The organism is Paraburkholderia sp. BCC1884 (genome assembly GCF_900996225.1).
Taxonomy (GTDB): Bacteria; Pseudomonadota; Gammaproteobacteria; order Burkholderiales; family Burkholderiaceae; genus Paraburkholderia.
On record NZ_CAAJGL010000090.1, the window covers coordinates 663515 to 685657 of the forward strand.

General features: G+C 63.4%; 24 protein-coding genes. 19 read left to right on the plus strand and 5 right to left on the minus strand.

What is annotated here, in order from left to right; all coding sequences use genetic code 11:
* Positions 1 to 14: 14 nt before the first annotated feature.
* On the plus strand, positions 15 to 1013 hold the full coding sequence (locus FQ705_RS21865) for an NAD(P)H-dependent glycerol-3-phosphate dehydrogenase (protein ID WP_144144150.1): 999 nt from the start codon (positions 15 to 17) through the stop codon (positions 1011 to 1013).
* Positions 1014 to 1084: 71 nt separating this feature from the next.
* Here the strand turns inward: FQ705_RS21865 and trmL are convergent, their stop codons facing one another.
* Together trmL and FQ705_RS21875 are read right to left on the minus strand one after the other, a co-directional pair.
* Positions 1085 to 1555 (minus strand): tRNA (uridine(34)/cytosine(34)/5-carboxymethylaminomethyluridine(34)-2'-O)-methyltransferase TrmL, encoded by a 471-nt coding sequence (gene trmL / locus FQ705_RS21870; protein WP_144144151.1) that lies wholly within the window; start codon positions 1553 to 1555, stop codon positions 1085 to 1087.
* Positions 1556 to 1572: 17 nt separating this feature from the next.
* Positions 1573 to 2367, minus strand: a complete 795-nt coding sequence (locus FQ705_RS21875; protein WP_144144384.1) for a ComF family protein — start codon at positions 2365 to 2367, stop codon at positions 1573 to 1575.
* 84 nt (positions 2368 to 2451) lie between these two features.
* Between FQ705_RS21875 and FQ705_RS21880 the strand changes: the two genes are divergently transcribed.
* From FQ705_RS21880 to FQ705_RS21910, 8 genes are all read left to right on the plus strand, one after another.
* Positions 2452 to 3417 carry a methyltransferase domain-containing protein gene (locus tag FQ705_RS21880; RefSeq protein ID WP_144144153.1) on the plus strand — a complete coding sequence of 322 codons (966 nt, stop codon included), beginning with the start codon at positions 2452 to 2454 and terminating at the stop codon, positions 3415 to 3417.
* Positions 3418 to 3721: 304 nt separating this feature from the next.
* Entirely contained in the window at positions 3722 to 4195 is a 474-nt protein-coding gene (locus tag FQ705_RS21885; RefSeq protein WP_144144155.1) for a DUF2244 domain-containing protein, read from the plus strand.
* Between the two features lie 66 nt (positions 4196 to 4261).
* Positions 4262 to 5899, plus strand: coding sequence for a cytochrome c oxidase subunit II (gene coxB / locus FQ705_RS21890; RefSeq protein WP_144144157.1), 1638 nt, complete (start codon positions 4262 to 4264; stop codon positions 5897 to 5899).
* A 44-nt stretch (positions 5900 to 5943) separates the two neighbouring features.
* On the plus strand, positions 5944 to 7557 hold the full coding sequence (ctaD, locus tag FQ705_RS21895) for a cytochrome c oxidase subunit I (protein ID WP_144144159.1): 1614 nt from the start codon (positions 5944 to 5946) through the stop codon (positions 7555 to 7557).
* Positions 7558 to 7645: 88 nt separating this feature from the next.
* The gene (locus FQ705_RS34345) at positions 7646 to 7780 is read left to right on the plus strand and encodes a cytochrome oxidase small assembly protein (RefSeq protein WP_222105665.1); all 135 of its coding nucleotides are present in this window, start codon (positions 7646 to 7648) and stop codon (positions 7778 to 7780) included.
* A 42-nt stretch (positions 7781 to 7822) separates the two neighbouring features.
* A complete protein-coding gene (locus tag FQ705_RS21900) occupies positions 7823 to 8437 on the plus strand; it encodes a cytochrome c oxidase assembly protein (protein WP_144144160.1) in 615 nt (204 codons plus the stop codon).
* A 35-nt stretch (positions 8438 to 8472) separates the two neighbouring features.
* Positions 8473 to 8682 (plus strand): DUF2970 domain-containing protein, encoded by a 210-nt coding sequence (locus tag FQ705_RS21905; RefSeq protein WP_144144386.1) that lies wholly within the window; start codon positions 8473 to 8475, stop codon positions 8680 to 8682.
* Between the two features lie 133 nt (positions 8683 to 8815).
* Positions 8816 to 9673, plus strand: a complete 858-nt coding sequence (locus FQ705_RS21910) for a cytochrome c oxidase subunit 3 (protein ID WP_144144162.1) — start codon at positions 8816 to 8818, stop codon at positions 9671 to 9673.
* Positions 9674 to 9862: 189 nt separating this feature from the next.
* Here FQ705_RS21910 and FQ705_RS21915 read toward each other — a convergent pair whose 3' ends face one another.
* Positions 9863 to 10072, minus strand: a complete 210-nt coding sequence (locus tag FQ705_RS21915; RefSeq protein ID WP_007179452.1) for a twin transmembrane helix small protein — start codon at positions 10070 to 10072, stop codon at positions 9863 to 9865.
* A 111-nt stretch (positions 10073 to 10183) separates the two neighbouring features.
* Here FQ705_RS21915 and FQ705_RS21920 point away from each other — a divergent pair, with 111 nt between their 5' ends.
* From FQ705_RS21920 to FQ705_RS21940, 5 genes are all read left to right on the plus strand, one after another.
* Positions 10184 to 10900, plus strand: a complete 717-nt coding sequence (locus tag FQ705_RS21920; protein WP_144144164.1) for an SURF1 family protein — start codon at positions 10184 to 10186, stop codon at positions 10898 to 10900.
* Between the two features lie 78 nt (positions 10901 to 10978).
* Positions 10979 to 11641: a cytochrome C oxidase subunit I gene (locus FQ705_RS21925; RefSeq protein WP_144144166.1), complete on the plus strand. Its 663-nt coding sequence runs from the start codon at positions 10979 to 10981 to the stop codon at positions 11639 to 11641.
* A gap of 22 nt (positions 11642 to 11663) precedes the next feature.
* The gene (locus tag FQ705_RS21930; RefSeq protein WP_144144167.1) at positions 11664 to 12773 is read left to right on the plus strand and encodes a COX15/CtaA family protein; all 1110 of its coding nucleotides are present in this window, start codon (positions 11664 to 11666) and stop codon (positions 12771 to 12773) included.
* Positions 12774 to 12779: 6 nt separating this feature from the next.
* Positions 12780 to 13685 carry a heme o synthase gene (gene cyoE, locus FQ705_RS21935; RefSeq protein WP_144144169.1) on the plus strand — a complete coding sequence of 302 codons (906 nt, stop codon included), beginning with the start codon at positions 12780 to 12782 and terminating at the stop codon, positions 13683 to 13685.
* 17 nt (positions 13686 to 13702) lie between these two features.
* Positions 13703 to 14320: an SCO family protein gene (locus tag FQ705_RS21940; protein ID WP_144144171.1), complete on the plus strand. Its 618-nt coding sequence runs from the start codon at positions 13703 to 13705 to the stop codon at positions 14318 to 14320.
* 87 nt (positions 14321 to 14407) lie between these two features.
* Here FQ705_RS21940 and FQ705_RS21945 read toward each other — a convergent pair whose 3' ends face one another.
* Positions 14408 to 14698 carry a YciI family protein gene (locus FQ705_RS21945; RefSeq protein ID WP_144144173.1) on the minus strand — a complete coding sequence of 97 codons (291 nt, stop codon included), beginning with the start codon at positions 14696 to 14698 and terminating at the stop codon, positions 14408 to 14410.
* A 259-nt stretch (positions 14699 to 14957) separates the two neighbouring features.
* Here FQ705_RS21945 and FQ705_RS21950 point away from each other — a divergent pair, with 259 nt between their 5' ends.
* Positions 14958 to 16874: a methyl-accepting chemotaxis protein gene (locus tag FQ705_RS21950; RefSeq protein WP_144144175.1), complete on the plus strand. Its 1917-nt coding sequence runs from the start codon at positions 14958 to 14960 to the stop codon at positions 16872 to 16874.
* Positions 16875 to 17092: 218 nt separating this feature from the next.
* Positions 17093 to 17905: a MetQ/NlpA family ABC transporter substrate-binding protein gene (locus tag FQ705_RS21955; protein WP_144144177.1), complete on the plus strand. Its 813-nt coding sequence runs from the start codon at positions 17093 to 17095 to the stop codon at positions 17903 to 17905.
* A 9-nt stretch (positions 17906 to 17914) separates the two neighbouring features.
* Here the strand turns inward: FQ705_RS21955 and FQ705_RS21960 are convergent, their stop codons facing one another.
* The gene (locus FQ705_RS21960; protein ID WP_144144179.1) at positions 17915 to 18841 is read right to left on the minus strand and encodes a bifunctional helix-turn-helix transcriptional regulator/GNAT family N-acetyltransferase; all 927 of its coding nucleotides are present in this window, start codon (positions 18839 to 18841) and stop codon (positions 17915 to 17917) included.
* Between the two features lie 371 nt (positions 18842 to 19212).
* Between FQ705_RS21960 and FQ705_RS21965 the strand changes: the two genes are divergently transcribed.
* The 3 genes from FQ705_RS21965 (at position 19213) to FQ705_RS21975 (ending at position 22137) form a co-directional block, all read left to right on the plus strand.
* The gene (locus tag FQ705_RS21965) at positions 19213 to 19947 is read left to right on the plus strand and encodes a GntR family transcriptional regulator (protein WP_144144181.1); all 735 of its coding nucleotides are present in this window, start codon (positions 19213 to 19215) and stop codon (positions 19945 to 19947) included.
* Between the two features lie 86 nt (positions 19948 to 20033).
* Positions 20034 to 21137 (plus strand): N-acetylglucosamine-6-phosphate deacetylase, encoded by a 1104-nt coding sequence (gene nagA, locus FQ705_RS21970; protein WP_144144183.1) that lies wholly within the window; start codon positions 20034 to 20036, stop codon positions 21135 to 21137.
* Positions 21130 to 22137 carry an SIS domain-containing protein gene (locus tag FQ705_RS21975; protein WP_144144388.1) on the plus strand — a complete coding sequence of 336 codons (1008 nt, stop codon included), beginning with the start codon at positions 21130 to 21132 and terminating at the stop codon, positions 22135 to 22137. The genes nagA and FQ705_RS21975 overlap by 8 nt, the downstream gene beginning before the upstream one ends.
* The last annotated feature ends 6 nt before the right edge of the window (positions 22138 to 22143 follow it).

Consider the following 22143-nt stretch of genomic DNA (forward strand, 5'->3'; position numbering starts at 1 on the left):
AGGCAGTGCCGGCTATGAAGGTCGCTGTCCTTGGCGCCGGCGCATGGGGCACGGCCCTCGCCGGCCATCTGGCCGTACGGCACGACACGGTGTTGTGGGCGCGTGAACCCGCGCTCGTTGCCGACCTCTCCGCTTCGCACGAAAACGCCCGCTATCTGGCGGGCGTTGCTTTGCCGGCGGCGCTTCGCTACGAAGCGGACCTGAACGCGGCGCTCGACCACGCGTTGGCCGACGACGCGTTATGCGTCGTGGCCACGCCCGTGGCCGGCCTGCGCGGTCTGTTCCAGGCGATGCGCGACGCCGGCAAGGTGCCCGCGCACGTGGTGTGGCTGTGCAAAGGCTTTGAAGCCGACTCGCAATTGTTGCCGCATCAGGTGGTCGCGGCTGAATTGCCGGGGCATACCAGCAATGGCGTGCTGTCCGGTCCGAGTTTCGCGCGCGAGGTCGGGCAGGGCCTGCCGGTCGCGCTGACCATCGCGAGCGGCTCGGCGGCATGCCGCGAACGCACGGTCGCGGCGTTTCATCATGGCGCCATGCGCATCTACACCGGCGACGACATCGTCGGCGTGGAAGTGGGCGGCGCGGTGAAAAACGTGCTGGCGATCGCCACGGGTATCGCCGATGGTCTCGGCCTCGGTCTGAATGCCCGCGCGGCGCTGATTACGCGCGGTCTGGCGGAAATGTCGCGCCTCGGCGTGACGCTTGGCGGACGGACGGAAACGTTCACCGGTTTGACCGGCCTGGGCGATCTGATCCTGACCGCTACCGGCGACCTGTCGCGCAACCGCACGGTCGGCGTGCAACTCGCCGCGGGCCGGTCGCTCGAGGATATTCTCGGCGGCCTCGGCCACGTGGCCGAAGGCGTGCGTTGTGCGCAAGCCGTGCTGGCCATCGCTCGCGCTCACGCGATCGACATGCCGATCACGCAGGCGGTCTGTGCCGTGCTGTTCGACGGCGTGGCGCCCCGCGACGCCGTCAGCGCCCTGCTGCGGCGCGATTCCAAAGCTGAATAAGCTATATCTATCAGCCGTTTTAGCGCGACCGGGCGCTGAACGGCTGCCTGCTTTTTCCAGCCGATAAACCGTTAAGCGCCGCCGTCGAAACCGGTTTGACGCCAGGCTTCGAACACCACAACCGCGACGGTATTCGACAGATTCAGGCTGCGATTGCCCGGACGCATGGGCAGCCGCACGCGCTGCTCATTGGCGAACTGGTCGAGCACGGAGTCGGGCAGGCCCCGCGTTTCGGCGCCGAACACGAACCAGTCGCCGGATTGAAACGCGTGCTCGTGAAAGCGTCCCGAGCCGCGTGTGGTGAAGGCGAACATGCGCGCCGGGTCGGGCGTTTCCCTCGCGACGAACGCGGCCCAGTCGGCGTGCACATTCATCTGCGCATACTCGTGATAGTCGAGGCCGGCGCGGCGCAATTTGGCGTCGTCGAGCGGGAAGCCGAGCGGTTCGATCAGATGCAGCCGCGCGCCGGTATTGGCGCACAGGCGGATCACGTTGCCGGTGTTCGGCGGGATTTCGGGTTCGACGAGAACGACGTTGAACATAATGAGGCCAGGTGGAATTAGTTTTTCGGGGTACGCAGCGCGACGAAATTGGTGACGCGCCGCGCGCCGGCCGCTTTCAGCGTGCGGGCCAGCGCTTCGAGGGTTGCGCCGGTCGTCATGACATCGTCGACGATGCCGACGTGCATGCCGCGTATGCCTTGCGCCTGCGCGGCAACTTTGAAGGCACGGCCTACGTTGAGCCTTCGCGCGTCGAGATCGAGCCGCGATTGCGGCGCGGTGTGAATCACGCGCTGCACGAGGGTGGCGTGGCCCGGCAGATTCAGCGCGCGCGCCAGCGGCTTTGCGATCTCCCAGGCCTGGTTGTAGCCGCGCTCGACAAGCCTTTGCCCCGCGAGCGGCACCGGCGCGATCACATCCGGCCGTTCCAGCGGACTATGCCAGGCGTCTTGCGCGACACGCGCAAGACGCAGCCCGAACTCGCGGGCCAGCGCGAGGCGCGCGCGGAATTTCAGGCCGACCGCGAGTGTGTCGAGTGGCGCGCGGTAGTCGGCGAGGGCAAACGTAGCGTCGAACGGCGGCGGTACGGCTATGCAATCCGCACAGTGATACCGCGCGTGGCTCGCCCATCGCAAACCGGACAACGGCACCGCGCAGACGACGCAACGCAGCCGGCTTTCGTTCCAGTACGCCTGGTCGCAAGCCGCGCAGAGCGTGTCATGCGACAAATTGCCGCATAACGCGCACAGGTTCGGCAACGCCGCATTGACGATGTGCGGCCAGGCCGACTGTACCCCGCGCGCAAACCGCGCGAATTTAGTATCTGACGACAGGGAAAAAGGTCGGAAAGCCACGATCGGATTGGCCGCGAAGGCCGTCTCCACTGAATGGAAGGAAGCGAACGAGTATACTTCCTGCTCCACGCCAGCACGACACCCATGCCCCCCACTTCCGCTCAAACTGGCCGTCCGGCCTACGATTCCCGGCGCCTCCGGCGGATCTTCGATCGCCGCGCGGCGACTTTCGACGACGTCGCCTTTCTGCCGCGCGAGATTGCCCAGCGCATGCGCGAGCGGCTGGATTACATCAAGGTCGCGCCGTCGAACGTGCTCGACGCGGGCTGCGGTGCTGGCGAGGACCTCCCGGCGTTGCGCGAGCGCTTTCCCGAGGCGCCGGTGTTCGGCACCGATCTGTCGCACGCCATGCTCGGCCGCGCGCTGCGCCACGACGCCGGCGACACCAGTTGGCGCCGCTTCCTGCCGGCCACGCTCGGCAAGGCGCTCGGCGCGCGCGGCCCGCGTTTCGCGCAAGCCGACTTCTCGGCGCTGCCGTTCGCCGCCGGCGCCTTCGAATTCATCTGGTCGAATCTTGCGCTGCATTGGCACTCGCGGCCCGATCTCGTATTCCCCGAATGGCAACGGGTGCTCAAGGTCAACGGTCTGTTGATGTTCAGCACGCTCGGCCCGGACACGCTCAAGGAGTTGCGCGGCGCTTACGCCGAGGTCGAGGCCGCGCACGGCGTGAGTTCGCGCAAACATGTGATCGACTTCGTCGACATGCATGATCTTGGGGATATGCTGGTGGAGAGCGGCTTCGAGATTCCAGTGATGGATCAGGAAGTGCTCACCATCACCTATAAGTCGCCCGAGTCGCTACTCGCGGATGTGCGTCGGTGGGGCGCGTATCCGTTCGAGCGCGAAGTGTCGTCAGGTGCGACGGCGCGCCGGCTGCACAAGGCTTTGCTGGCTGCGCTCGAAGCGCGTCGGCGCGCCGACGGCACACTCGCGCTGACTTTCGAGGTGATCTACGGCCATGCATGGAAAGCCGTGCCGCGGACCACGGCAGACGGTCACGGCATCGTGCGAATCGAGGATATCGGACGAGGTTCGTCGAGGAACCGGTAGCGGATCGGCGAGGCGGTAAAGAGGGCATCTGTTATGTCTGAAATTACCGCTTCAAAAGACCCGCGAAAGCTGCGGCAAAACGGCGCGGAGGCCTGTCGCAGCGGGCTTGCAGGCCAATCGAGGCTTGCTTGTGGATGCCATGGATCGCGCCTATAATGCGTCAGTTTGTCGCCCGGAGTTCCCGCATCTCGGGGGCGACAGGCCCGAGACGCAGGGCTGCAACATGAGGTGACGTGGCAGGAGACGAGCGGCCGGCTGAGTGGCTGCCAACAAAGCAGAAAGCGGCGGTTCGCAGGAGGCAGCGATGCAAGCATCAGATCTGCTGGCGGATTCAGAACCGGTCCTCAAAGACTGGACGATGAAACGCAACTGTTCGATATCGCCGCGGCAGTTCGTAGGGTTCTACGTGTCGCTGGCGTTGTTCTCGTTGGCAATTGCATTCATGCTGGTTCTGGTCGGCGCCTGGCTGGTGTTGCCGTTCACCGGTATCGAATTGCTGGCGGTGGGCATCGCGTTTGCCATTTATGCGCGTCATGCTGTGGATTACGAACGCATCCGGTTGTTTCCAAACCGGCTGGTGATCGAGCAGGTCAGCGCCGAGCAACTCACGCAGTTTGAATTCAATCCGCGCTGGGTGCGGATCGAGCCGGGCGCGACGCCGCGTGACCACATCAAACTGGTCTCGCGTGGCCAGACGATCATGATCGGGCAACATCTCGCGCAGTTTCGGCGCGCCCAGTTCGCAGGCGAATTGCGGCTGTGGCTCACGCGTTGTTAGACGCGTGCAGATGCGCGGCGTTCACGGGGAGCGCGAGACAGCCTGCCAGCGGGGTCGAGGGTTTGAATGGAAATTTTGGGTAAGGAAGCTATGAAAACAATCAAGCGAGCCCTCATGGGCGTGCTGGCGATGAGCGGTCTGCTTTTCGCCGGTGCGGCCCTGGCAGTGGGCGATGTCCCGGGCGGCCCTGCCGTCAACGAGATCAATCTCCAGCCGCCTGCGACGAAAATCGCTGAGGAGCTCTTCAGCCTCCACATGTTCATGCTGGTTCTGTGCCTGGTCATCTTTGTCGGCGTGTTCGGCGTGATGTTCTATTCGATCTTTGCGCACCGCAAATCGAAAGGCCACAAGGCTTCGAATTTCCACGAAAGCACCACCGTCGAAATCATCTGGACGATCGTGCCGTTCGTCATCGTCGTGCTGATGGCGCTGCCCGCCACCAAGACCGTCGTCGCGATGAAAGACACCACGAATGCCGACGTCACCATCAAGGTCACCGGCTATCAGTGGAAATGGGGCTACGACTACGTGAAGGGCCCGGGCGAAGGCATCAACTTCTTGTCCACGCTGGCCACGCCGCGTGCGGAAACCGATGGCCGTGAGCCGATTTCCACCACGTATCTTCAGGAAGTCGACAATCCGCTGGTCGTCCCGGTCGACAAGAAAATCCGCATCATCACCACCGCGAACGACGTGGTCCATTCCTGGTACGTGCCGGCATTCGGCGTGAAACAGGACGCGATTCCGGGCTTCGTGCGCGACACGTGGTTCAAGGCCGACAAGGTCGGCACCTTCCGCGGCTTCTGTACTGAACTCTGCGGCAAGGAACACGCGTTCATGCCGGTGGTGGTCGAAGTGCTCTCCGCCGACGACTACGCGAAATGGGTCGACACGCAGAAGAAGAAAATGGCCGCCGGCCAGGACGATCCGAACAAGACCTACACGATGGCCGAGCTGATGGATCGCGGCGGCAAGGTGTACGCGTCGAACTGCGCGGTCTGCCACCAGCCGACCGGTAAGGGCGCAGGCGCATTCCCGGCGCTCGACGGCAGCAAGATCGCCAACGGCCCGATCGCCGAACACGTGAGCCTCGTGCTCAAGGGCAAGAACGCCATGCCTTCGTGGGCGCCCACTTTGAACGACGTCGAAATCGCCTCGGTGATCACGTACGAACGTAACTCGTGGGGCAATCACACCGGCGACATTCTCCAGCCGAAACAGATTCTGGACGCCCGCAACGGCAAGTTGCCGGAAGGCGGCAACCATCTGGCCGACGCAGGCGGTGCGGCAAGCGGTGCAGAAGCGGCGTCGGGCGCAGCGGCAGCGTCGGGCGCATCGGCTGCGGACACAGCAGCGGCAGGTTCGGATAGTGCAGCAGCTCCGCAAGCGGCGCTTCCGGCTAGCATCTACTTCGACACGGGCAAGAGCGCGCTGCCGGCCGACGCGCAAGCTGCAGTAGATGCAGCCGCGGCCTACGCCAAGGCGCATCCGGACGCGAAGTTCACGGTTTCGGGCTTCACCGACGCCACCGGTTCTGCCGACATCAACGCAAAGCTCGCGAAGAGTCGTGCCGAAGCCGTGCGCGACGCGCTGAAAGCAGCAGGCATCGCAGAAGACCATATTATTTTAAAGAAGCCGGAGACGATCACGGGCGGGACCGACGCGAAAGAAGCCCGGCGTGTCCAGATCAGCCCGGCCGCCTGACGTGTTCATGGGCAGCACCGCAGTATTCGCTTTAGGAGATTGTCATGTCTAGCATCGGACACGATGTAGTCGCAGGCCACGAGCACGTGCACGGCGACCATGCTCACGAAACGCCGCACGGCTGGCGCCGTTGGCTATTCGCAACCAATCACAAGGACATCGGTACGCTGTACCTGATCTTCTCGTTCACCATGTTCCTCTCCGGGGGCGTGATGGCGCTGATGATCCGTGCCGAGTTGTTCGAGCCGGGCCTGCAGATCATGCGTCCCGAGTTCTTCAACCAGTTGACCACCATGCACGGCCTGATCATGGTGTTCGGCGCGATCATGCCGGCCTTCGTCGGCTTCGCGAACTGGATGATTCCGCTGCAGATCGGCGCGTCGGACATGGCTTTCGCCCGCATGAACAACTTCAGCTTCTGGCTGCTGCCGGTTGCCGCTGTTCTGCTGGTCGGTTCGTTCTTCGCACCGGGCGGCGCGACCGCCGCCGGCTGGACGCTGTACGCGCCGCTGTCCACGCAGATGGGCCCGGGCATGGACTTCGCGATTTTCGCGATCCACTTGATGGGCGCCTCGTCGATCATGGGCGGGATCAACATCGTCGTGACGATCCTGAACATGCGCGCACCCGGCCTCACGCTGATGAAGATGCCGATGTTCGTCTGGACGTGGCTGATCACCGCGTACCTGCTGATCGCCGTGATGCCGGTTCTGGCAGGCGCGATCACCATGGTGCTGTTCGATCGTCACTTCGGCACGTCGTTCTTCAACGCGGCAGGCGGCGGCGACCCGGTCATGTACCAGCACATCTTCTGGTTCTTCGGGCACCCCGAGGTGTACATCATGATCTTGCCGGCGTTCGGGATCGTGTCGCAGGTGATCCCGGCGTTCTCGCGCAAGCCGCTGTTTGGCTATAGCTCGATGGTGTACGCCACCTCTTCGATCGCGATTCTCTCGTTCATGGTCTGGGCGCACCACATGTTCGCGACCGGCATGCCGGTTACCGGCCAGCTGTTCTTCATGTACGCCACGATGCTGATCGCCGTGCCGACGGGCGTGAAGGTGTTCAACTGGGTCGCGACGATGTGGCGCGGTTCGCTGAGCTTCGAAACGCCGATGCTGTTCGCGGTGGGCTTCCTGATCGTGTTCACGTTCGGTGGCCTCTCGGGTCTGATGCTGGCCATGGCGCCGCTCGACATCCAGTATCACGGCACTTATTTTGTGGTGGCGCACTTCCACTACGTGCTGGTGGCGGGCTCGCTATTCGCGCTGTTCTCCGGCTGGTACTACTGGGCGCCGAAGTGGACGGGTTGGATGTACAACGAAACGCGCGGCAAGATCCACTTCTGGGCGTCGATGTTCTTCTTCAACCTCGCGTTCCTGCCGATGCACTTCGTCGGCCTCGCTGGGATGCCGCGTCGGTATGCCGACTACCCGGCCCAGTTCACGGACTGGAACCAGGTCATCTCGATCGGCGCATTCGGCTTCGGTCTGGCGCAGGTCTACTTCCTGTTCGCGGTTGCGCTGCCGGCCTACCGTGGCGGCGGCGAACTCGAAAAAGCCGGCGACAAGCCGTGGGACGGCGCAACGGGCCTCGAATGGACCGTGCCGAGCCCGGCTCCGTTCCACACGTTCGAACATCCGCCGACCGTCGAGTAATCGGCAATCGGTGGGCTAACCGGTCCGGCGGCGTGCAATAGACCGCAGCCGGAACCGGGCGGTCACACAGGCATTCAGACAATCGAGCATGACGCGTAATCCACAGGAACGACGGTCGCCGGAGCAGATTCGCGCCGGCAACAGGCGGATAGGTTGGGTGATGTTCGCCATCGCGGCGGTGTTTTTCGCGAGCGCCATCATCAGGCAGCGGTTTTTCACCTAGCGCGAGCGTGAAGTCTGATTTGCAGGTTTGTTGAGGATTGAGATGTCGACGCAACCGCCGGCTCAGGCCGATCGCTCTTTTAACCGTCCCATGCTGATCAAGCTGTTCATCGTCGCCTTGATGATGTTCGGTTTCGGTTTTGCGCTGGTGCCGATGTATCGCGCGATCTGTCAGATCACCGGGATCAACAACCTCGTGCAGCGTGACGCCACGGTGCGCGAGGCGAAGAATACGCAGGTCGACATGACTCGCACGATTTCAATCGAATTCGATGCGAACGCGCGCGGCCCGCTGGGTTTCAAGCCGGAGCAACGCAGTCTCGACGTGCATCCGGGCGAAGTGACAACGGTGATGTACGAAGTCAGCAACGAACAGGCGCGCACGATTCAGGCGCAAGCCATTCCGAGCTACGCACCGAAGCAGGCCACCGAATACTTCAGGAAGATCGAGTGCTTTTGCTTTACGCAGCAGACTTTGACGGCGAATCAGACCAGGCGGCTGCCGGTGGTATTCGTGGTCGATCCGAAGTTGCCGAAGGACGTGAAAACGATCACCTTGTCGTACACGTTTTTTGAATTGACTACGCCGGCCGCGGCGACGGCCGGTAGCGCGGCACCCACGGCCAATACGGCGGCCACGGCCGCCAATCCCGCCTGACGGCTCGGGCCGCCGGCGAAGGAAAACGGAACATGATGAGCGAGAACGGCGGCAGTCCGCGCAAGGCCAGCTTCGGCCAGTCGATGCGCGCCGTCTTCTGGTCGTTTTTTGGCGTGCGCAAGCGCAGCGATCTGGAGGCGGACGCCACGCAGTTGAACCCGTTGCATGTGATCGCGGCGGCGTTGATCAGTGCGGCCATTTTCATCGGCGTGCTGATTCTGGTGGTGCGTGCAGTAGTCGGTTGAGACGGTTTGGAGCGAGACGTAGTATCGGGCGCAGGCGAGCCCACGAATTAGAGCGAAGCGGTGCGATATCGACGCGCCGCCGAAGATACAGCCGGAAATTCCGGAACAACTGGACTGAAGTGGAGAATCAAGAATGAGCGGTCAAAACGAGAGCCCGTACTATTTCGTACCGCATCCGTCGCGGCATCCGATCAGCGCCGCCACCGGGTTGCTGGTCATGCTCGGATCGCTTGCGGCCTGGATCAACGATCACGACTGGGCGCCGATCGGCGTCGTCGCGGGCCTGTTGTGGCTGCTCTTCACGCTGTGGCACTGGTTCGGCGACGCGATCGCCGAATCGGAAGGCGGCATGTACGGCAAGAACGTCGACAAGTCGTACCGCTGGAGCATGAGTTGGTTCATTTTTTCCGAAGTCATGTTCTTCGGCGCGTTCTTCGGTGCACTGTTCTATGCACGTGAAATCGCGCTGCATCAACTCGGCAGCCTCGACTACAAGCTGATCTGGCCGGACTTCTCGGCGGTGTGGCCGAACAACGGTCCGGCAGCGCTGGTCTCGACCTTCAAGTCGATGCAACCGTGGCCGGTGCCGACCATCAACACGGCGCTGCTGCTGTCGTCGGGCGCTACCTTGACGGTCTCGCACCACGCGCTGCGTGAAGATCATCGCAAGAAGGCGATCATCTGGCTGGCGGCTACGCTCGTGCTCGGCGTCTGCTTCCTGTTCCTGCAAGGCTTCGAATATTTCCACGCGTACAACGAACTGAATCTGACGCTGGCTTCGGGCGTGTACGGTTCGACCTTCTTCCTGCTGACGGGCTTCCACGGTTTCCACGTGTTCCTCGGCGGTACGATGCTCGCGGTGGTGCTGGCGCGGTTGATTCGCGGCCACTTCACGGCAGAACATCACTTCGCGTTCGAAGGCGCCGCCTGGTATTGGCACTTTGTGGACGTCGTGTGGCTCGGGCTGTACGTCGTCGTGTACTGGCTGTAACGAAGTCTGGCCTGCGCCGACCGGTTACCGGCTATGCGTGCAGGCCCTTCGCGCGACGTCGTTGATGGCGTGGCGCACGAGCAGTACGAAGGACTCATGCCGCGCCGCCCTCGACCGTGTCAGGGCGGCGTTTTGTTTGGCGGCGTGATGATGTGGCAGCGCGCAGCGCGTGTTGCGCTCGCGCCGGACTCAACGGCCGTAGGGAATGCCGGTCGACTGGATCCAGCCCATCCAGTGAGCGAACAGGATGAACAGGAACAGCGAAATCGACAGCCCCACCCGCGTGGCGAGCGACCAGACCATCCGCTTGGTTTTGCCCTTGTCATGCATCATGAAATACAGCGCCGACACCATACTGGCGATGATCAGGACGAAGGCGATGGGAACGAGAATGTGCATGGAACCAGCTGAAACCCGAAAGCGCAGAGGCAAGACATTTATTATCTCACCGCGCGCCGGCGTTTGCCGCACGTTCCAGATGCCGTTTCAGGCCGCGCCGGAGCACGGGCAATGAAGATCCGCCTGATTCCCGCGCTGCTGATTCTGCTGGTGATTCTGGTGACCGTGCGGCTTGGTTTCTGGCAGCGCGATCGCGCACATCAGAAGGAGGCGCTCGAAGCGCAGATCACCCAGTTCGAGAACGCGCCCGCGCTGACGGTGAGCGGCGCGCCGCTCCCGCTGAAGGACATCGAGTTTCATCGGGTGAAGGCGCGCGGCAGTTTCGTCGCGGACAAGGTCGTCTACCTGGATAATCGTCCGTATAACGATCAGCCCGGCTTTTACGTCGTGATGCCTTTTAAACTGGCCGACGGCGGTTACGTGCTGGTCAATCGCGGCTGGTTGCCGCGCAACATGAACAATCGCGAGACCATCGCGCCGTATCTCACGCCGCAGGGCGAGATCGAGATCGAAGGTGTTGCCCGAGCCGATGCGACGCGCGCCTACGAACTGGGGCAGGGCGGCTCGGCCGAGCATCAACTGATCCGCCAGAATCTCGACACCGCCGCCTATGCCGAGGAAACCGGCTTGCCGTTGCAATCGTTCGTGATCCAGCAATTGAGCGACGACGGCGACCAACTCGTGCGCGACTGGCCCGCTCCGACGAGCGGCGTCGAGCGTAATTACGGCTACATGTTCCAGTGGTGGGGGATGGCCGCCGCCGCGCTGGTGTTCGGCCTGTACGCCGCGCGCCGTGCGGCGAGGAAGGAGCACGTACCGCTCGCCTGATGCTGCCTGAATAGCCAAAGCGGCTTCGCGGCCCGCAGTTGGGCCGCTCACCGCGCAATCATTGATAGAGGTCCCGTAGTGTCGACGCAATCTCCCCGTACGCCCCAAGCCGGCAAACCCGCTGCGCAACAAGCAATGCCCGGCCAACCCAACGGCAAGGGTTCATGGCAGCGCGGCCGCTGGGTCCTGCTGCTGCTGGCGTTCGTCTGCGCGGCGCCGATCGCCGTGTCGTATTTCACGTACTACGTGATCAAGCCCACCGGCGGCAGCACGAACTACGGCACGCTGGTCGAACCGCAGCGTCCGATCCCCGAATCGCTCGTGGTCACGGGTGAAGACGGCAAGCCGCTCAAGCTGGCCTCGCTGCGCGGCAAATGGCTGATGATCTCGGTCGACAACAGCGCGTGCGACAAGGCCTGCGTCACCAAGCTCTATTTCATGCGACAAATCCGCACAGCTCAGGGCCCGGAACGCGAGCGCGTCGTGCAAGTGTGGCTGCGCACCGATGCAGGCAAGGTCGCAGACGTGATACAAAGCGCCTACCCCGACACCGACATGCTGATCGCCGATCCGGCGGCGGTGTCCGCCTGGCTGCCGGTCGACACCGGTACGCACGTGACCGACCACATCTACCTGGTCGATCCGAACGGCAATCTGATGATGCGTTTTCCCAAAGATCCGAACCCGAGCAAGATCAAGGGCGACGTGACCAAGCTGCTCAAATGGTCGACCATCGGTTGATGTCGCAACTAAGGTAAGAGAGATGTTCGTACTGCAACTGGCCCTGATCGGCGTGTGTATCGCGTTGTTGCCGCTGTCCTACGTGTGGGTCAAGGCCGATGACAACAAATTTCGCAAGCTGGTCTGGCTCACCACTTTCCTGACGCTCGATCTGGTGATGTTCGGCGGCTTCACGCGCCTCACCGATTCCGGGCTCGGTTGTCCGGACTGGCCGGGCTGCTACGGCACGTCGTCGCCGTTCATCGCGCATGCGGCGATCTCGGCCGCGCATCAACTGATGCCTACGGGGCCGGTGAGCATGAGCAAAGCCTGGATCGAGATGATCCACCGTTACTTCGCGATGGCGATCGGCGTGCTCATCATCGCGCAGACGATCATTGCGTGGACGGCGCGCATCAAGCGTCGTCCGCTGCATGTATCGCCGTGGTGGCCGACGTCGCTGCTGCTCCTGATTCTCGTGCAAGGCGCGTTCGGCGCATGGACCGTGACGATGAAGTTGCAACCGATCATCGTGACGACGCATCTGCTGCTCGGTCTCGCGCTGCTCGGCACGCTCGGCTGGCTGGCCGCGCGGCAAACGCCGTTGCCCGCCTACGAGCCCGAAGCCGCGCGCTGGCGTACGGCGGCAGTGGCGGGTCTGATCCTGTTGATCGCGCAAATCGCGCTGGGCGGTTGGGTCAGCACGAATTACGCGGTGCTTGCCTGCACGGATTTCCCGACCTGCAACGGCCAATGGATTCCGCCGATGGACTTCGCGCACGGCTTCCACCTGTGGCGCGCGCTCGGCATGACCGGCGACGGCGACATGATCACGCAGGACGCGCTGGTGGCGATCCACTGGACGCACCGCACTTTTGCGCTGATCGTAGTGGCTTATCTGGTCTGGTTCGCGTTAAAAATTCGCCATTTCGAGTCGCTGCGGCGGCCGGCGAACGGCGTGTTGCTGGTGGTGCTGATCCAGTTCATCACGGGGTTGTCGAATATCGTTCTGCAATGGCCGTTGCCTATTGCAGTGGCGCATAACGGGGGAGCCGCGATCCTGCTGCTTTTGCTCGTTATGTTAAACTTTCGGATCGCTTATAGCCGTCCCGGCCACGCCGCGCTTCCTGCGCGCGATGCCGCGCCAGCGTGACTCCACATGGACAGCACAACACTCTCCCAGACGCCCGGTAGCCGGGTCTCCCAATACCTCGCCCTGACGAAACCGCGCGTTACGCAACTCGCCGTGTTCTGCGCCGTCATCGGTATGTTCCTCTCCACGCCCGGTATGGTGCCGTGGACTCCGCTGATCGGCGGCACCATTGGCATCTGGCTGTTGGCCGGTGCGGCGTTTGCCATCAATTGCCTCGTCGAGCAGAAAATCGACGCGAAGATGCGGCGCACTTCGTGGCGTCCGTCCGCACGCGGCGAAATTACTACTACGCAGATTCTGCTGTTCTCGGCCGTGCTCGGCGGCCTCGGCATGTGGACGCTCTACACGTTCGCCAACCCGCTCACCATGTGGCTCACGCTGGCCACTTTCGTCGGCTATGCGGTGATCTACACGCTGTTGCTGAAGCCAGCCACGCCGCAGAACATCGTGATCGGCGGCGCTTCGGGCGCCATGCCGCCGGCGCTTGGCTGGGCAGCGGTCACCGGTCACGTGCCGGGCGACGCGTGGATTCTGGTGCTGATCATTTTCGTGTGGACGCCGCCGCATTTCTGGGCGCTCGCCCTGTATCGCCGCAAAGACTACGAAAACGCCGGCCTGCCGATGCTGCCGAACACGCACGGCGAGAAGTACACGCGCCTGCATATTCTGCTGTACACGGTGATCCTCTTCGCCGTCACGATGATGCCGTTCATCTCCGGCATGAGCGGCGTGGTGTATCTCGCCGCGGCCGTGCTGCTCGGCGCGGTGTTCCTCGCCTATGCGTGGAAGATCTATCGGGAGTACTCGGACGATCTGGCGCGTAGAACCTTCCGTTACTCGATCGTTTATCTGTCGCTGCTGTTTATCGCGCTACTGATCGACCACTACGCGCGCGTGCTGATCGGCGCGTAATACCCGTACTCATATCCATGTTCAAGAATCGCTTCGCGCGCGTCGCGCGTGCTGCCGTGATGGCTTGCGCGCTCGGCGGCGCTCTGTTGGTGGCCGCCTGCGGCAAGCAGCCGCCGGCATTCACGAATCTCGACATCACCGGCAATACCCAATTCGGCAGTGACTTCTCGCTGCCCGACACGTCCGGCAAGCTCCGTAGCCTGGCGGACTACAAGGGCAAGGTCGTGGTGCTGTTCTTCGGCTATACGCACTGCCCGGACGTCTGCCCGACGACGATGGCCGAACTGTCGCAGGCGCTGCAGCAAATCGGACCTGAAGACGCGAAACGCGTGCAGGTGCTCTTCGTCACCGTCGATCCCGAGCGCGATACGCCGGCCTTGCTCGCGCAATACGCACCGGCGTTCAATCCGACCTTCGTCGGCTTGCGTCCTGCGGATCAGGCACAACTCACGAAGGTCACGAAAGACTTCCGCGTCTATTACGCGAAGGTACCGGGCAAGACGCCCGATAGCTACACGATGGATCACACCGCCGCGAGCTACGTGTTCGATACCGACGGCAAATTGCGTCTGTTCGCACGTGACGGTCAGGGCGCCACGCCCTGGGTGCACGACTTCAAGCTGCTGCTCGACTAACGCTTCGATGCTGAACGGCGCATGCTTCACGCATGCGCCCGTTCTTCTCGAGCGCATCCGCAATTCCCCTGCGCAAGACCCCGCCTCTCAAGCCGGTATCGGCAAATTCATCCCCGGCGCGAGCCGCGTCACCTTGAATTCCGTCACCTCGTAACGCGCGAGTTGTTGCTGCGCGAACGGGTCGCTGGCAAGAATCGCATCCAGTTTTTCGCGCTCGATGCGCACCGCCAGGATGATCCCGCCGTCGCGCGGAATCTTCGGACCGGCGGCGACGAATACCCCCGCCTCGAACTGCCTGGCCAAAAACGCGCGATGCGCATCGAGTGCGTCGTCGACGCGATCGAGCGATGCGGTGTAACTGAGGTTGATCACGTACATAGGGCTTCTTCTCGTTGACCATTAAATGGGCCGTTGCTCTACACGGCTTGCGTGTCGATTATCGGTCAGCGGCGGCGTCTTTGCGTGGCGTCGCCGCAATAGAGCATTGCCGGATGACCTCGTCGTTTCACTATTGGCGCCGCTCAAGTTGGCCGGCCGCCATGCCGATATAAAAGGGGGCAATCGTTTGCGAGTGCCCGGCAAAGCGTTTGCGCGCGTTCGCAAGCAGGAAACGAATCACACGTGAGAGACCATAACAATGAGCAGGATGAGTTTGAATCGCAAACTGTGGCTGTCGCTCGCGCTCGTCTGGCTGGGGTTGCTGGGTGTCGGACTGTGGAGTGCGGTCGAAACGCGCAGCACGATGCTCGCCGAGCGCAAGGCGGGCATGGTGAACCTGGTCGATGCGGCGCAGGGTGTCGTCAATGGCTATTACACGCTCGCGCAGAACGGCAAGCTCGGTGAAGCCGATGCCCAGCGCGAGGCGCTCGCCCGTCTCGCGACGATGCGCTACGGCGAATCCGGCTATCTGTTCGTGATGGATTCGAAGCCAGTCGTGCTGATGCATCCGACGTTGCCACAAATGACCGGCAAGCCCGTCGGCGATTTCAAGGACCCCGACGGCAAGCTCCTCTATGTCGCGATTGTCGACGCCGCCAAGGCCACCGGCCGCGGCTTCGCCGAGTATCGCGGACGTCTGCCGCACAGTGAAACGGCGGTGCCGAAGATCAGCTACGTGGTGCGTTTCGCGCCGTGGGACTGGAACATCACGAGCGGCGTGTTCATCAAGGACATCGACACGGTCTACTACGAAACATTGCTGGGACACCTCGCCGTGGTGCTGGTGATCGGCGCGATTATTTCGCTGGCGATGGTGCTGATCATCCGCAATGTGCGCGCGAGTCTCGGCGGCGAGCCGGACCAGGCCGCGCGGCTTGCGGCGAGCATCGCGCAAGGCGATCTGACGCAGATCGTCGACGTTCGTACGGAGGATCAGACCAGCATGATGGCGGCGATGCGCGACATGCAGAACCGTCTGCAGCGGACCATCGGCGAGATTCGTCACTCGACGGAATCGATTGCCTCGGCGACGCAGCAGATCGCGGCCGGCAACAACGATCTCTCGCAGCGCACCGAACAGCAGGCGGCCTCGTTGCAGGAGACCGCGGCGAGCATGGAAGAGCTGACCGCGACGGTCAAGCAGAACGCCGACAACGCGCGTCAGGCGAGCGGGCTTGCGCACAATGCATCTGAAATCGCGACGCGCGGCAACCAGGTGGTGAGCCGTGTGATCGGCACGATGGGCGAGATCAACGACAGCTCGCGGCAGATCTCGGAGATCATCGGCGTGATCGAGGGCATTGCGTTCCAGACCAACATTCTGGCGCTGAATGCGGCGGTCGAGGCCGCGCGCGCCGGCGAGCAGGGCCGCGGTTTCGCGGTCGTCGCCGGCGAGGTGCGCAGCCTCGCGCAGCGCTCCGGCACGGCGGCCAAAGAGATCAAGCAGTTGATCAGCGCTTCGGTCGAGCGCGTGCACAACGGGTCGACTCTGGTCGAGCAGGCCGGCACGACGATGGGCGAGATCCTGCAGGCGGTGCAGCGTGTGACCGACATCATGGGCGAAATCGCGGCGGCGTCGGAGGAGCAGAGCAGCGGCATTTCGCAGGTCGGGCGCGCGGTCGCGCAGATGGACGAAGTCACGCAGCAGAATGCCGCGCTGGTCGAGCAGGCGGCCGCGGCCGCCGCTTCGCTGCAGGATCAGGCGGGCCGTCTGCGCGATACGGTTGGCGAGTTCCGCGTGAACGGCGCGGGGCCGACGGAGCGTCCGGTGGCGGTGGCGGTGGCGGCGCGTCGGGTTACTGCGAGTGTGCAGCGTGCCGCAAAGCAGGATAGCGGTGCGGCTTTGCCCGCCAAGGCGCTGGCGCGCGCCGAGCCGCAGCTGGCGGGGCCGGGGGCCGCATCCGTAGCACCCACGGCACCCACGGCACCCACGGCATCCACGGCACCCACGGCATCCACGGCACCCACGGCACCCACGGCACCCACGGCACCCACGGCACCCACGTCATTCGCCGCCTCCGCACCGGCGGCATCGAGTGCTAAAAAAACGGCAACGCCTCGTGCAACAGTCGTCCCCGCGAAGATAAGCGCCGACGACGAGTGGGCATCTTTCTAGTCGACAAAAGCCGACGCAGACAGCCTCTGGCGCATACCCATATGCGATCGTGATATTTCCCATCTCGCCGGTCCTATGAGACCATTTGCGGTCCAGCTGGCGGCGCGCTGCCAAAAGCAGGGCGGCCACCGGCCTTCACCCCAATCTGACATCGATCAGAAAATCGGGCGGTCAAGCAGTCAGCAGTCGGCCAATCGATTAGAACCAGCGAGAATCACATGCAGCGCAGAAATATCCTCAAAGCCCTCTCGGCAGTCGTCGCCAGCGCGGCGATGTTCACCAGCTTCGGCGCCCACGCCGACGACAAAGTCATCAAGGTCGGCACCATCGGCGGCCCGGATGCGCAAATCTGGGAAGTCGTCACGAAAGTGGCCAAACGCGAAGGCCTGAACGTGAAGGTCGTCGAATTCAACGACTACGTACAGCCGAACGCCGCGCTCGACGCAGGCGATCTCGATGCCAACAGCTTCCAGCATCAGCCCTACCTCGACAGCCAGATCAAGCAGCGCGGCTACAAGATCGTCAACGCCGGTCTGACTTACATCTCGCCGCTCGGCGCGTACTCGAAGAAGCTGAAATCGCTGAAGGACCTGCCGCAAGGCGCGAAGGTCGCGGTGCCGAACGATCCGTCGAATGAAAACCGTGCGTTGCTGCTGTTGCAGGCGCAAGGCGTGATCAAGCTGAAGGCCGGTGCGGGCACGAACGGCAACAACGCCACGCCGCTCGACCTCGCCGACAATCCGAAGAAGGTCAAGCTCGTCGAACTCGACGCCGCGCAACTGCCGCGCTCGCTGTCGGACGTCGACGCTGCCGTGATCAACACGAACTTCGCGCTGGCCGCCGGTCTGCAGCCGACTAAAGACGCGATCGCGCTGGAAGACATTCACAGCCCGTACGCCAACCTGATCGCCGTGCGCGCGCAGGACAAGGACAAACCGTGGGTGAAGAAGCTGGTCGCGGCTTACCAGTCGGAAGACGTGCGTCAGTTCATCAAGACCCAGTTCAAGGGTTCGATGGTGCCGTCGTTCTAAGACGCGTTCCTACAGGACCAATTCCCAGCGCTCGATCGTCAGCTCCTTGCCGAAACGGCGCTCGGCGGACGTGCCGGCCAGTTTGAAGCCGGCACGTTCGCTTAGCCGCCGCGGCTCCGCGAGCGTGGCGGCCGTTGTCAGCGTGAGTTTCGTATAACCCGCGCGCCGCGCGAAGCGCACGCATTCGTTGAGTAGTTGGGTACCGACGCCCAGCCGCTGCACTTCCGGTTCCACCCACAGGAGCCGCACGCCGGCCACCGTCGTCGAGACGGCGACGATGCACACCGATCCGACCACCAAGCCTTCCTGATCGGCGACCCAGCACATTTCCCGCACCGCGTCGCCGCGTTGCGTGTAATCCGCGACCACGCGCGCGAGCAATCCCTCGAACGATCGATCCCAGCCGTACTGCGCGGCAAACCATTGCGCCTGACGATGCACGAGCCAGCCGCATTCGCCGGGGCGCGGCTGCCGGAGCATGACGAGCTCGTGCTGCGGTTTGTCGCCCAGCAGCCGTTCGATGATCTTCATCGCCATGGTGAGCTGTTCCTGGCCGAGCACGGGGAGGCTCTCGAGCACGGCCTGGACTTCCTCGATCGCGGCCGTGTCGAGCGGCGCATACGCGGCGTGGCCGACGTCGGTGAGGGCGATCAGGGACTGGCGTGCATCCGATTCGGACGGCCGGCGCGTGATCAGATTGCGTCGTTCGAAACTGGTAAGCAGACGGCTGAGATAACCGCTGTCCAGACCGAGGGCGCGACCGAGCACCGAAGCCGTTTGTGCGCGGCCCCGGGAGAGCTCATGCAGAACGCGCACTTCCGTCAGCGAGAAGGCGCTTTTTGCCAGATGCTCATGCAGTACGCCAATGTGCTGCGTATAGAAGCGATTGAAATGGCGAACGGCCTGAGCGCGCCGTAGCGCCTCGGAATCGGTCAAATGCGGCTCCCCGGAAGTTATTTATCACTTGGTACATAGCACTATATTGGAAGGCACCCTATTAAAAAAGCCGCGCGGATCCCGCTTTGGCTGAACTGGTGCTTAAGTGGTATTGCGTGCCACGCATTTCATCGTTTGCGCGCGGAGCCCACCTAGGCACCGGTGTCTCTGCTGGGCTCCCATGTAGGGGTAAATCCCGATCTGGTCGGAACCCTACCAAAAGCCTTTCGATCGACCGCAAAGTCTTACCCAGTAAGCATTTTCGGCATTTAGCCCACCCTGTAACCAGTTCGTTGACTGGTATTATGTTGGTTATATAATGGGCTCTCATTTTTCGTAGACCGTACTTTTGCAACGGCCGCCGGAGCCCCATGGAAACTCGCTGGTCCGCACTGATGCCTGACGCCCGCAACGTCACGCCGCTCTACTTGCAGCTCGCGCGCAATCTTGCGACGGCGATCCACTGCGGCGTGTGGTCGGCGGGCGAGGCGCTGCCTTCGGAACGCACGCTCTCGGACGCGATCGGCGTGTCGCGCATCACCGCGCGCAAGGCGATCGAGTTACTGGTGGAACAGGGCTTGATCCGGCGCGCACGTGGCGCGGGCAGTTTCATCACGCCGCGTGTGGAAGATCCGCTGTCCCGCCTCACCGGTTTTACGAAGAAGATGCAGCAGCGCGGTTTCCGTCCCGACTCGGTGTGGCTCGAGCGCGAGATTCGCGCCGCCAACCGTGACGAACTGGTGCATCTGGGCTTGTCGCCCGGCGCGGCCGTGGCGAGTCTGCGGCGTCTGCGGCGCGCGGACGGCATCGTGATGGCGGTCGAGCATTCGGCCCTGCCGGCGGCGATCGTACCCGACCCGCAGGCGATCGGCGTCTCGCTCTACAGCTATCTGGAACAACGTGGCGCCGCTGTAGTGCGCGCCTTGCAGCATTTTCGCGCGGTCAACGCCTCGAGCGAGATCGCCGCGCTGATGGATATCGAACCGCGCTCGGCACTGCTGGTCATTACGCGTATCGGCTATAGCGCCGACCAGCGCGCCATCGAAATGACCAACACGTATTGCCGTGACGATTACTACGACTTTGTCGCCGAATTGCGAACCTGAGTGGCCGTGGCACTGACCAACCAGAACGCGGCGCCGAGCAGGCGCACTTCAGGCACACCCCGTATTACGCCTCACCAGAGAGACTCATGCTGACCGGAAACATACTCACCACCGATGGGTGGATTCACGGCACGCTCGAATACGAAAACGGCCGCATCACGGCGCTGACCGGCGAACGCGTCGATCCGTCGACCAACGACGCGCCGTACATCCTGCCAGGCTTCATCGACCTGCACGTGCATGGCGGCGGCGGCTCCGACGTGATGGAGGCGGGCGACGCCATCGAAACCATCACCCGCACGCATGCGCGCTATGGCACGACGAGTCTGCTCGCCACCACCATGACCGCGCCGCGCGACGAACTGATGCGCGTGGTCGCCGGTCTCGGCGACGTCGCAAAAACGCGTACGCCAGGCGGCGCGCGCGTGCTCGGCGTGCATCTGGAAGGGCCGTACATCAACCCCGGCAAGCTCGGCGCGCAGCCGGACGCGGCCGTCTCGGCGGTGATGGACGAAGTGCTGAAGTATCTGTCGATTGCGCCGATCCGGGTGGTCACGCTGGCGCCGGAAATCGCGGGCCATATGGAGATCATCTCCGAGATGGCGGCGCGCGGTGTGCGTGTGCAACTCGGCCATTCGCTCGGCACCTACGACGACGCCGTCGCCGCGCTCAAGCACGGCGCCTGCGGCTTCACGCATCTGTTCAACGCGATGTCGCCGCTGCATCACCGCAATCCTGGCCTCGTCGGCGCCGCGCTCGCGCATGCCGAATTCGCCGAGATCATTCCCGATTTGCTGCACGTGCATCCGGGTGCGATCCGCGCCGCCCTGCGGGCGATTCCGCGTCTCTACGTGGTGACCGACAGCACCTCGGCGACCGGCATGCCCGACGGCGAATACCGGCTCGGCAGCCAGCACGTCACGAAGTGTCTCGGCGGCGTGCGTCTCGCCGACGGCACGCTCGCCGGCAGCACCCTGACGATGGATCAGGCGCTGCGCAATCTCGTATCGATCGGTCTGCCGATCGCCGACGTATCAAACCGTTTGTCGCGCTACGCCGCCGACTACCTGGGCATCGAAGACCGCGGCCGCATCGCGCGCGGTGCATGGGCCGATGTGGTCGTGTTCGATCGTGAACTGGCGTTGACCGCGACTTACGTCGAAGGAGAAGCAATTGTCGAATATGCTTAAAGAAGCGTTGGCGTCCGCCGAAACGGTCGCCGCGCAACTCAAGGACACCTCGCGCGTCGAGGCGTTGGCGGCGAAGCTCGCCAGCCAGCCGCGCCATGTCGCGCTGACCGTCGCGCGCGGTAGCTCGGACCACGCCGCGAGTTATTTCGCCAGCCTGACGATGAGCCGCCTCGGCGTGCCGGTTGCCTCGCTGCCGATGTCGGTCGCCACGCTCCAGCAAGCGCCGCTGCAGGTGCGCGATCAACTCGCGCTGGCATTCTCGCAATCGGGCAAGAGCCCGGATCTGGTCGGCACGATGGAAGCGCTGCGTCGCGCCGGCGCGTTGACGGTGGCCGCGGTGAACGCGCCTGGCTCGCCGCTGGCCGACGCGTGCGAGTGGCAACTGCCGCTCGTCGCCGGCCCGGAATTGAGCGTCGCGGCCACGAAGAGCTATATCGCGATGCTGTCGATTTCCGCGCAACTGGTCGCGCATTGGCAGAAAGACGCTGAACTGCTCGCCGCGCTGAACACGTTGCCTGAAGCACTGGAAACGGCGGGCAAGCTCGACTGGTCGAAGGCCGTCGAGGAATTGCGTGGCGTCGAACGCATGATCGTGATCGGCCGTGGTCTGGGTCTGGCGATCGCGCAGGAAGCCGCGCTGAAGCTGAAGGAAACCTCCGGCATTCAGGCCGAAGCGTTTTCGAGCGCGGAAGTGCGTCACGGTCCGATGGAACTGATCGATCGCGACTATCCGCTGCTGGTCTTCGCGCCGCGCGGACCGGAACAAGCCGGCCTGTTGCAACTTGCGCGCGACATGCAGGCACGCGGCGCAAAGGTGTTGCTCGCGGCGCCGTCGGACGTACCGGAAGCCACGCTGCCGCTGGCCACCACCGCTCACGCGGCGCTCGACCCGATCGCCGCCATTCTGTCCTTTTACGTGATGGCCGCCGGCCTCGCCGCCGCGCGCGGGCGCAATCCCGATGCGCCGCGCCATCTCAACAAAGTCACCGAAACTCACTGACGAGAA

Excerpts from the sequence above, each read along its gene's own strand:
- FQ705_RS21865 (WP_144144150.1), top strand. The coding sequence starts at position 15 with ATGAAGGTCGCTGTCCTTGGCGCCGGCGCATGGGGCACGGCCCTCGCC.
- trmL (WP_144144151.1), bottom strand. The coding sequence starts at position 1,555 with ATGTTCAACGTCGTTCTCGTCGAACCCGAAATCCCGCCGAACACCGGC.
- FQ705_RS21880 (WP_144144153.1), top strand. The coding sequence starts at position 2,452 with ATGCCCCCCACTTCCGCTCAAACTGGCCGTCCGGCCTACGATTCCCGG.
- FQ705_RS21885 (WP_144144155.1), top strand. The coding sequence starts at position 3,722 with ATGCAAGCATCAGATCTGCTGGCGGATTCAGAACCGGTCCTCAAAGAC.
- coxB (WP_144144157.1), top strand. The coding sequence starts at position 4,262 with ATGGAAATTTTGGGTAAGGAAGCTATGAAAACAATCAAGCGAGCCCTC.
- ctaD (WP_144144159.1), top strand. The coding sequence starts at position 5,944 with ATGTCTAGCATCGGACACGATGTAGTCGCAGGCCACGAGCACGTGCAC.
- FQ705_RS34345 (WP_222105665.1), top strand. The coding sequence starts at position 7,646 with ATGACGCGTAATCCACAGGAACGACGGTCGCCGGAGCAGATTCGCGCC.
- FQ705_RS21900 (WP_144144160.1), top strand. The coding sequence starts at position 7,823 with ATGTCGACGCAACCGCCGGCTCAGGCCGATCGCTCTTTTAACCGTCCC.
- FQ705_RS21905 (WP_144144386.1), top strand. The coding sequence starts at position 8,473 with ATGAGCGAGAACGGCGGCAGTCCGCGCAAGGCCAGCTTCGGCCAGTCG.
- FQ705_RS21910 (WP_144144162.1), top strand. The coding sequence starts at position 8,816 with ATGAGCGGTCAAAACGAGAGCCCGTACTATTTCGTACCGCATCCGTCG.
- FQ705_RS21915 (WP_007179452.1), bottom strand. The coding sequence starts at position 10,072 with ATGCACATTCTCGTTCCCATCGCCTTCGTCCTGATCATCGCCAGTATG.
- FQ705_RS21920 (WP_144144164.1), top strand. The coding sequence starts at position 10,184 with ATGAAGATCCGCCTGATTCCCGCGCTGCTGATTCTGCTGGTGATTCTG.
- FQ705_RS21930 (WP_144144167.1), top strand. The coding sequence starts at position 11,664 with ATGTTCGTACTGCAACTGGCCCTGATCGGCGTGTGTATCGCGTTGTTG.
- cyoE (WP_144144169.1), top strand. The coding sequence starts at position 12,780 with ATGGACAGCACAACACTCTCCCAGACGCCCGGTAGCCGGGTCTCCCAA.
- FQ705_RS21940 (WP_144144171.1), top strand. The coding sequence starts at position 13,703 with ATGTTCAAGAATCGCTTCGCGCGCGTCGCGCGTGCTGCCGTGATGGCT.
- FQ705_RS21945 (WP_144144173.1), bottom strand. The coding sequence starts at position 14,698 with ATGTACGTGATCAACCTCAGTTACACCGCATCGCTCGATCGCGTCGAC.
- FQ705_RS21950 (WP_144144175.1), top strand. The coding sequence starts at position 14,958 with ATGAGCAGGATGAGTTTGAATCGCAAACTGTGGCTGTCGCTCGCGCTC.
- FQ705_RS21955 (WP_144144177.1), top strand. The coding sequence starts at position 17,093 with ATGCAGCGCAGAAATATCCTCAAAGCCCTCTCGGCAGTCGTCGCCAGC.
- FQ705_RS21965 (WP_144144181.1), top strand. The coding sequence starts at position 19,213 with ATGGAAACTCGCTGGTCCGCACTGATGCCTGACGCCCGCAACGTCACG.
- nagA (WP_144144183.1), top strand. The coding sequence starts at position 20,034 with ATGCTGACCGGAAACATACTCACCACCGATGGGTGGATTCACGGCACG.
- FQ705_RS21975 (WP_144144388.1), top strand. The coding sequence starts at position 21,130 with ATGCTTAAAGAAGCGTTGGCGTCCGCCGAAACGGTCGCCGCGCAACTC.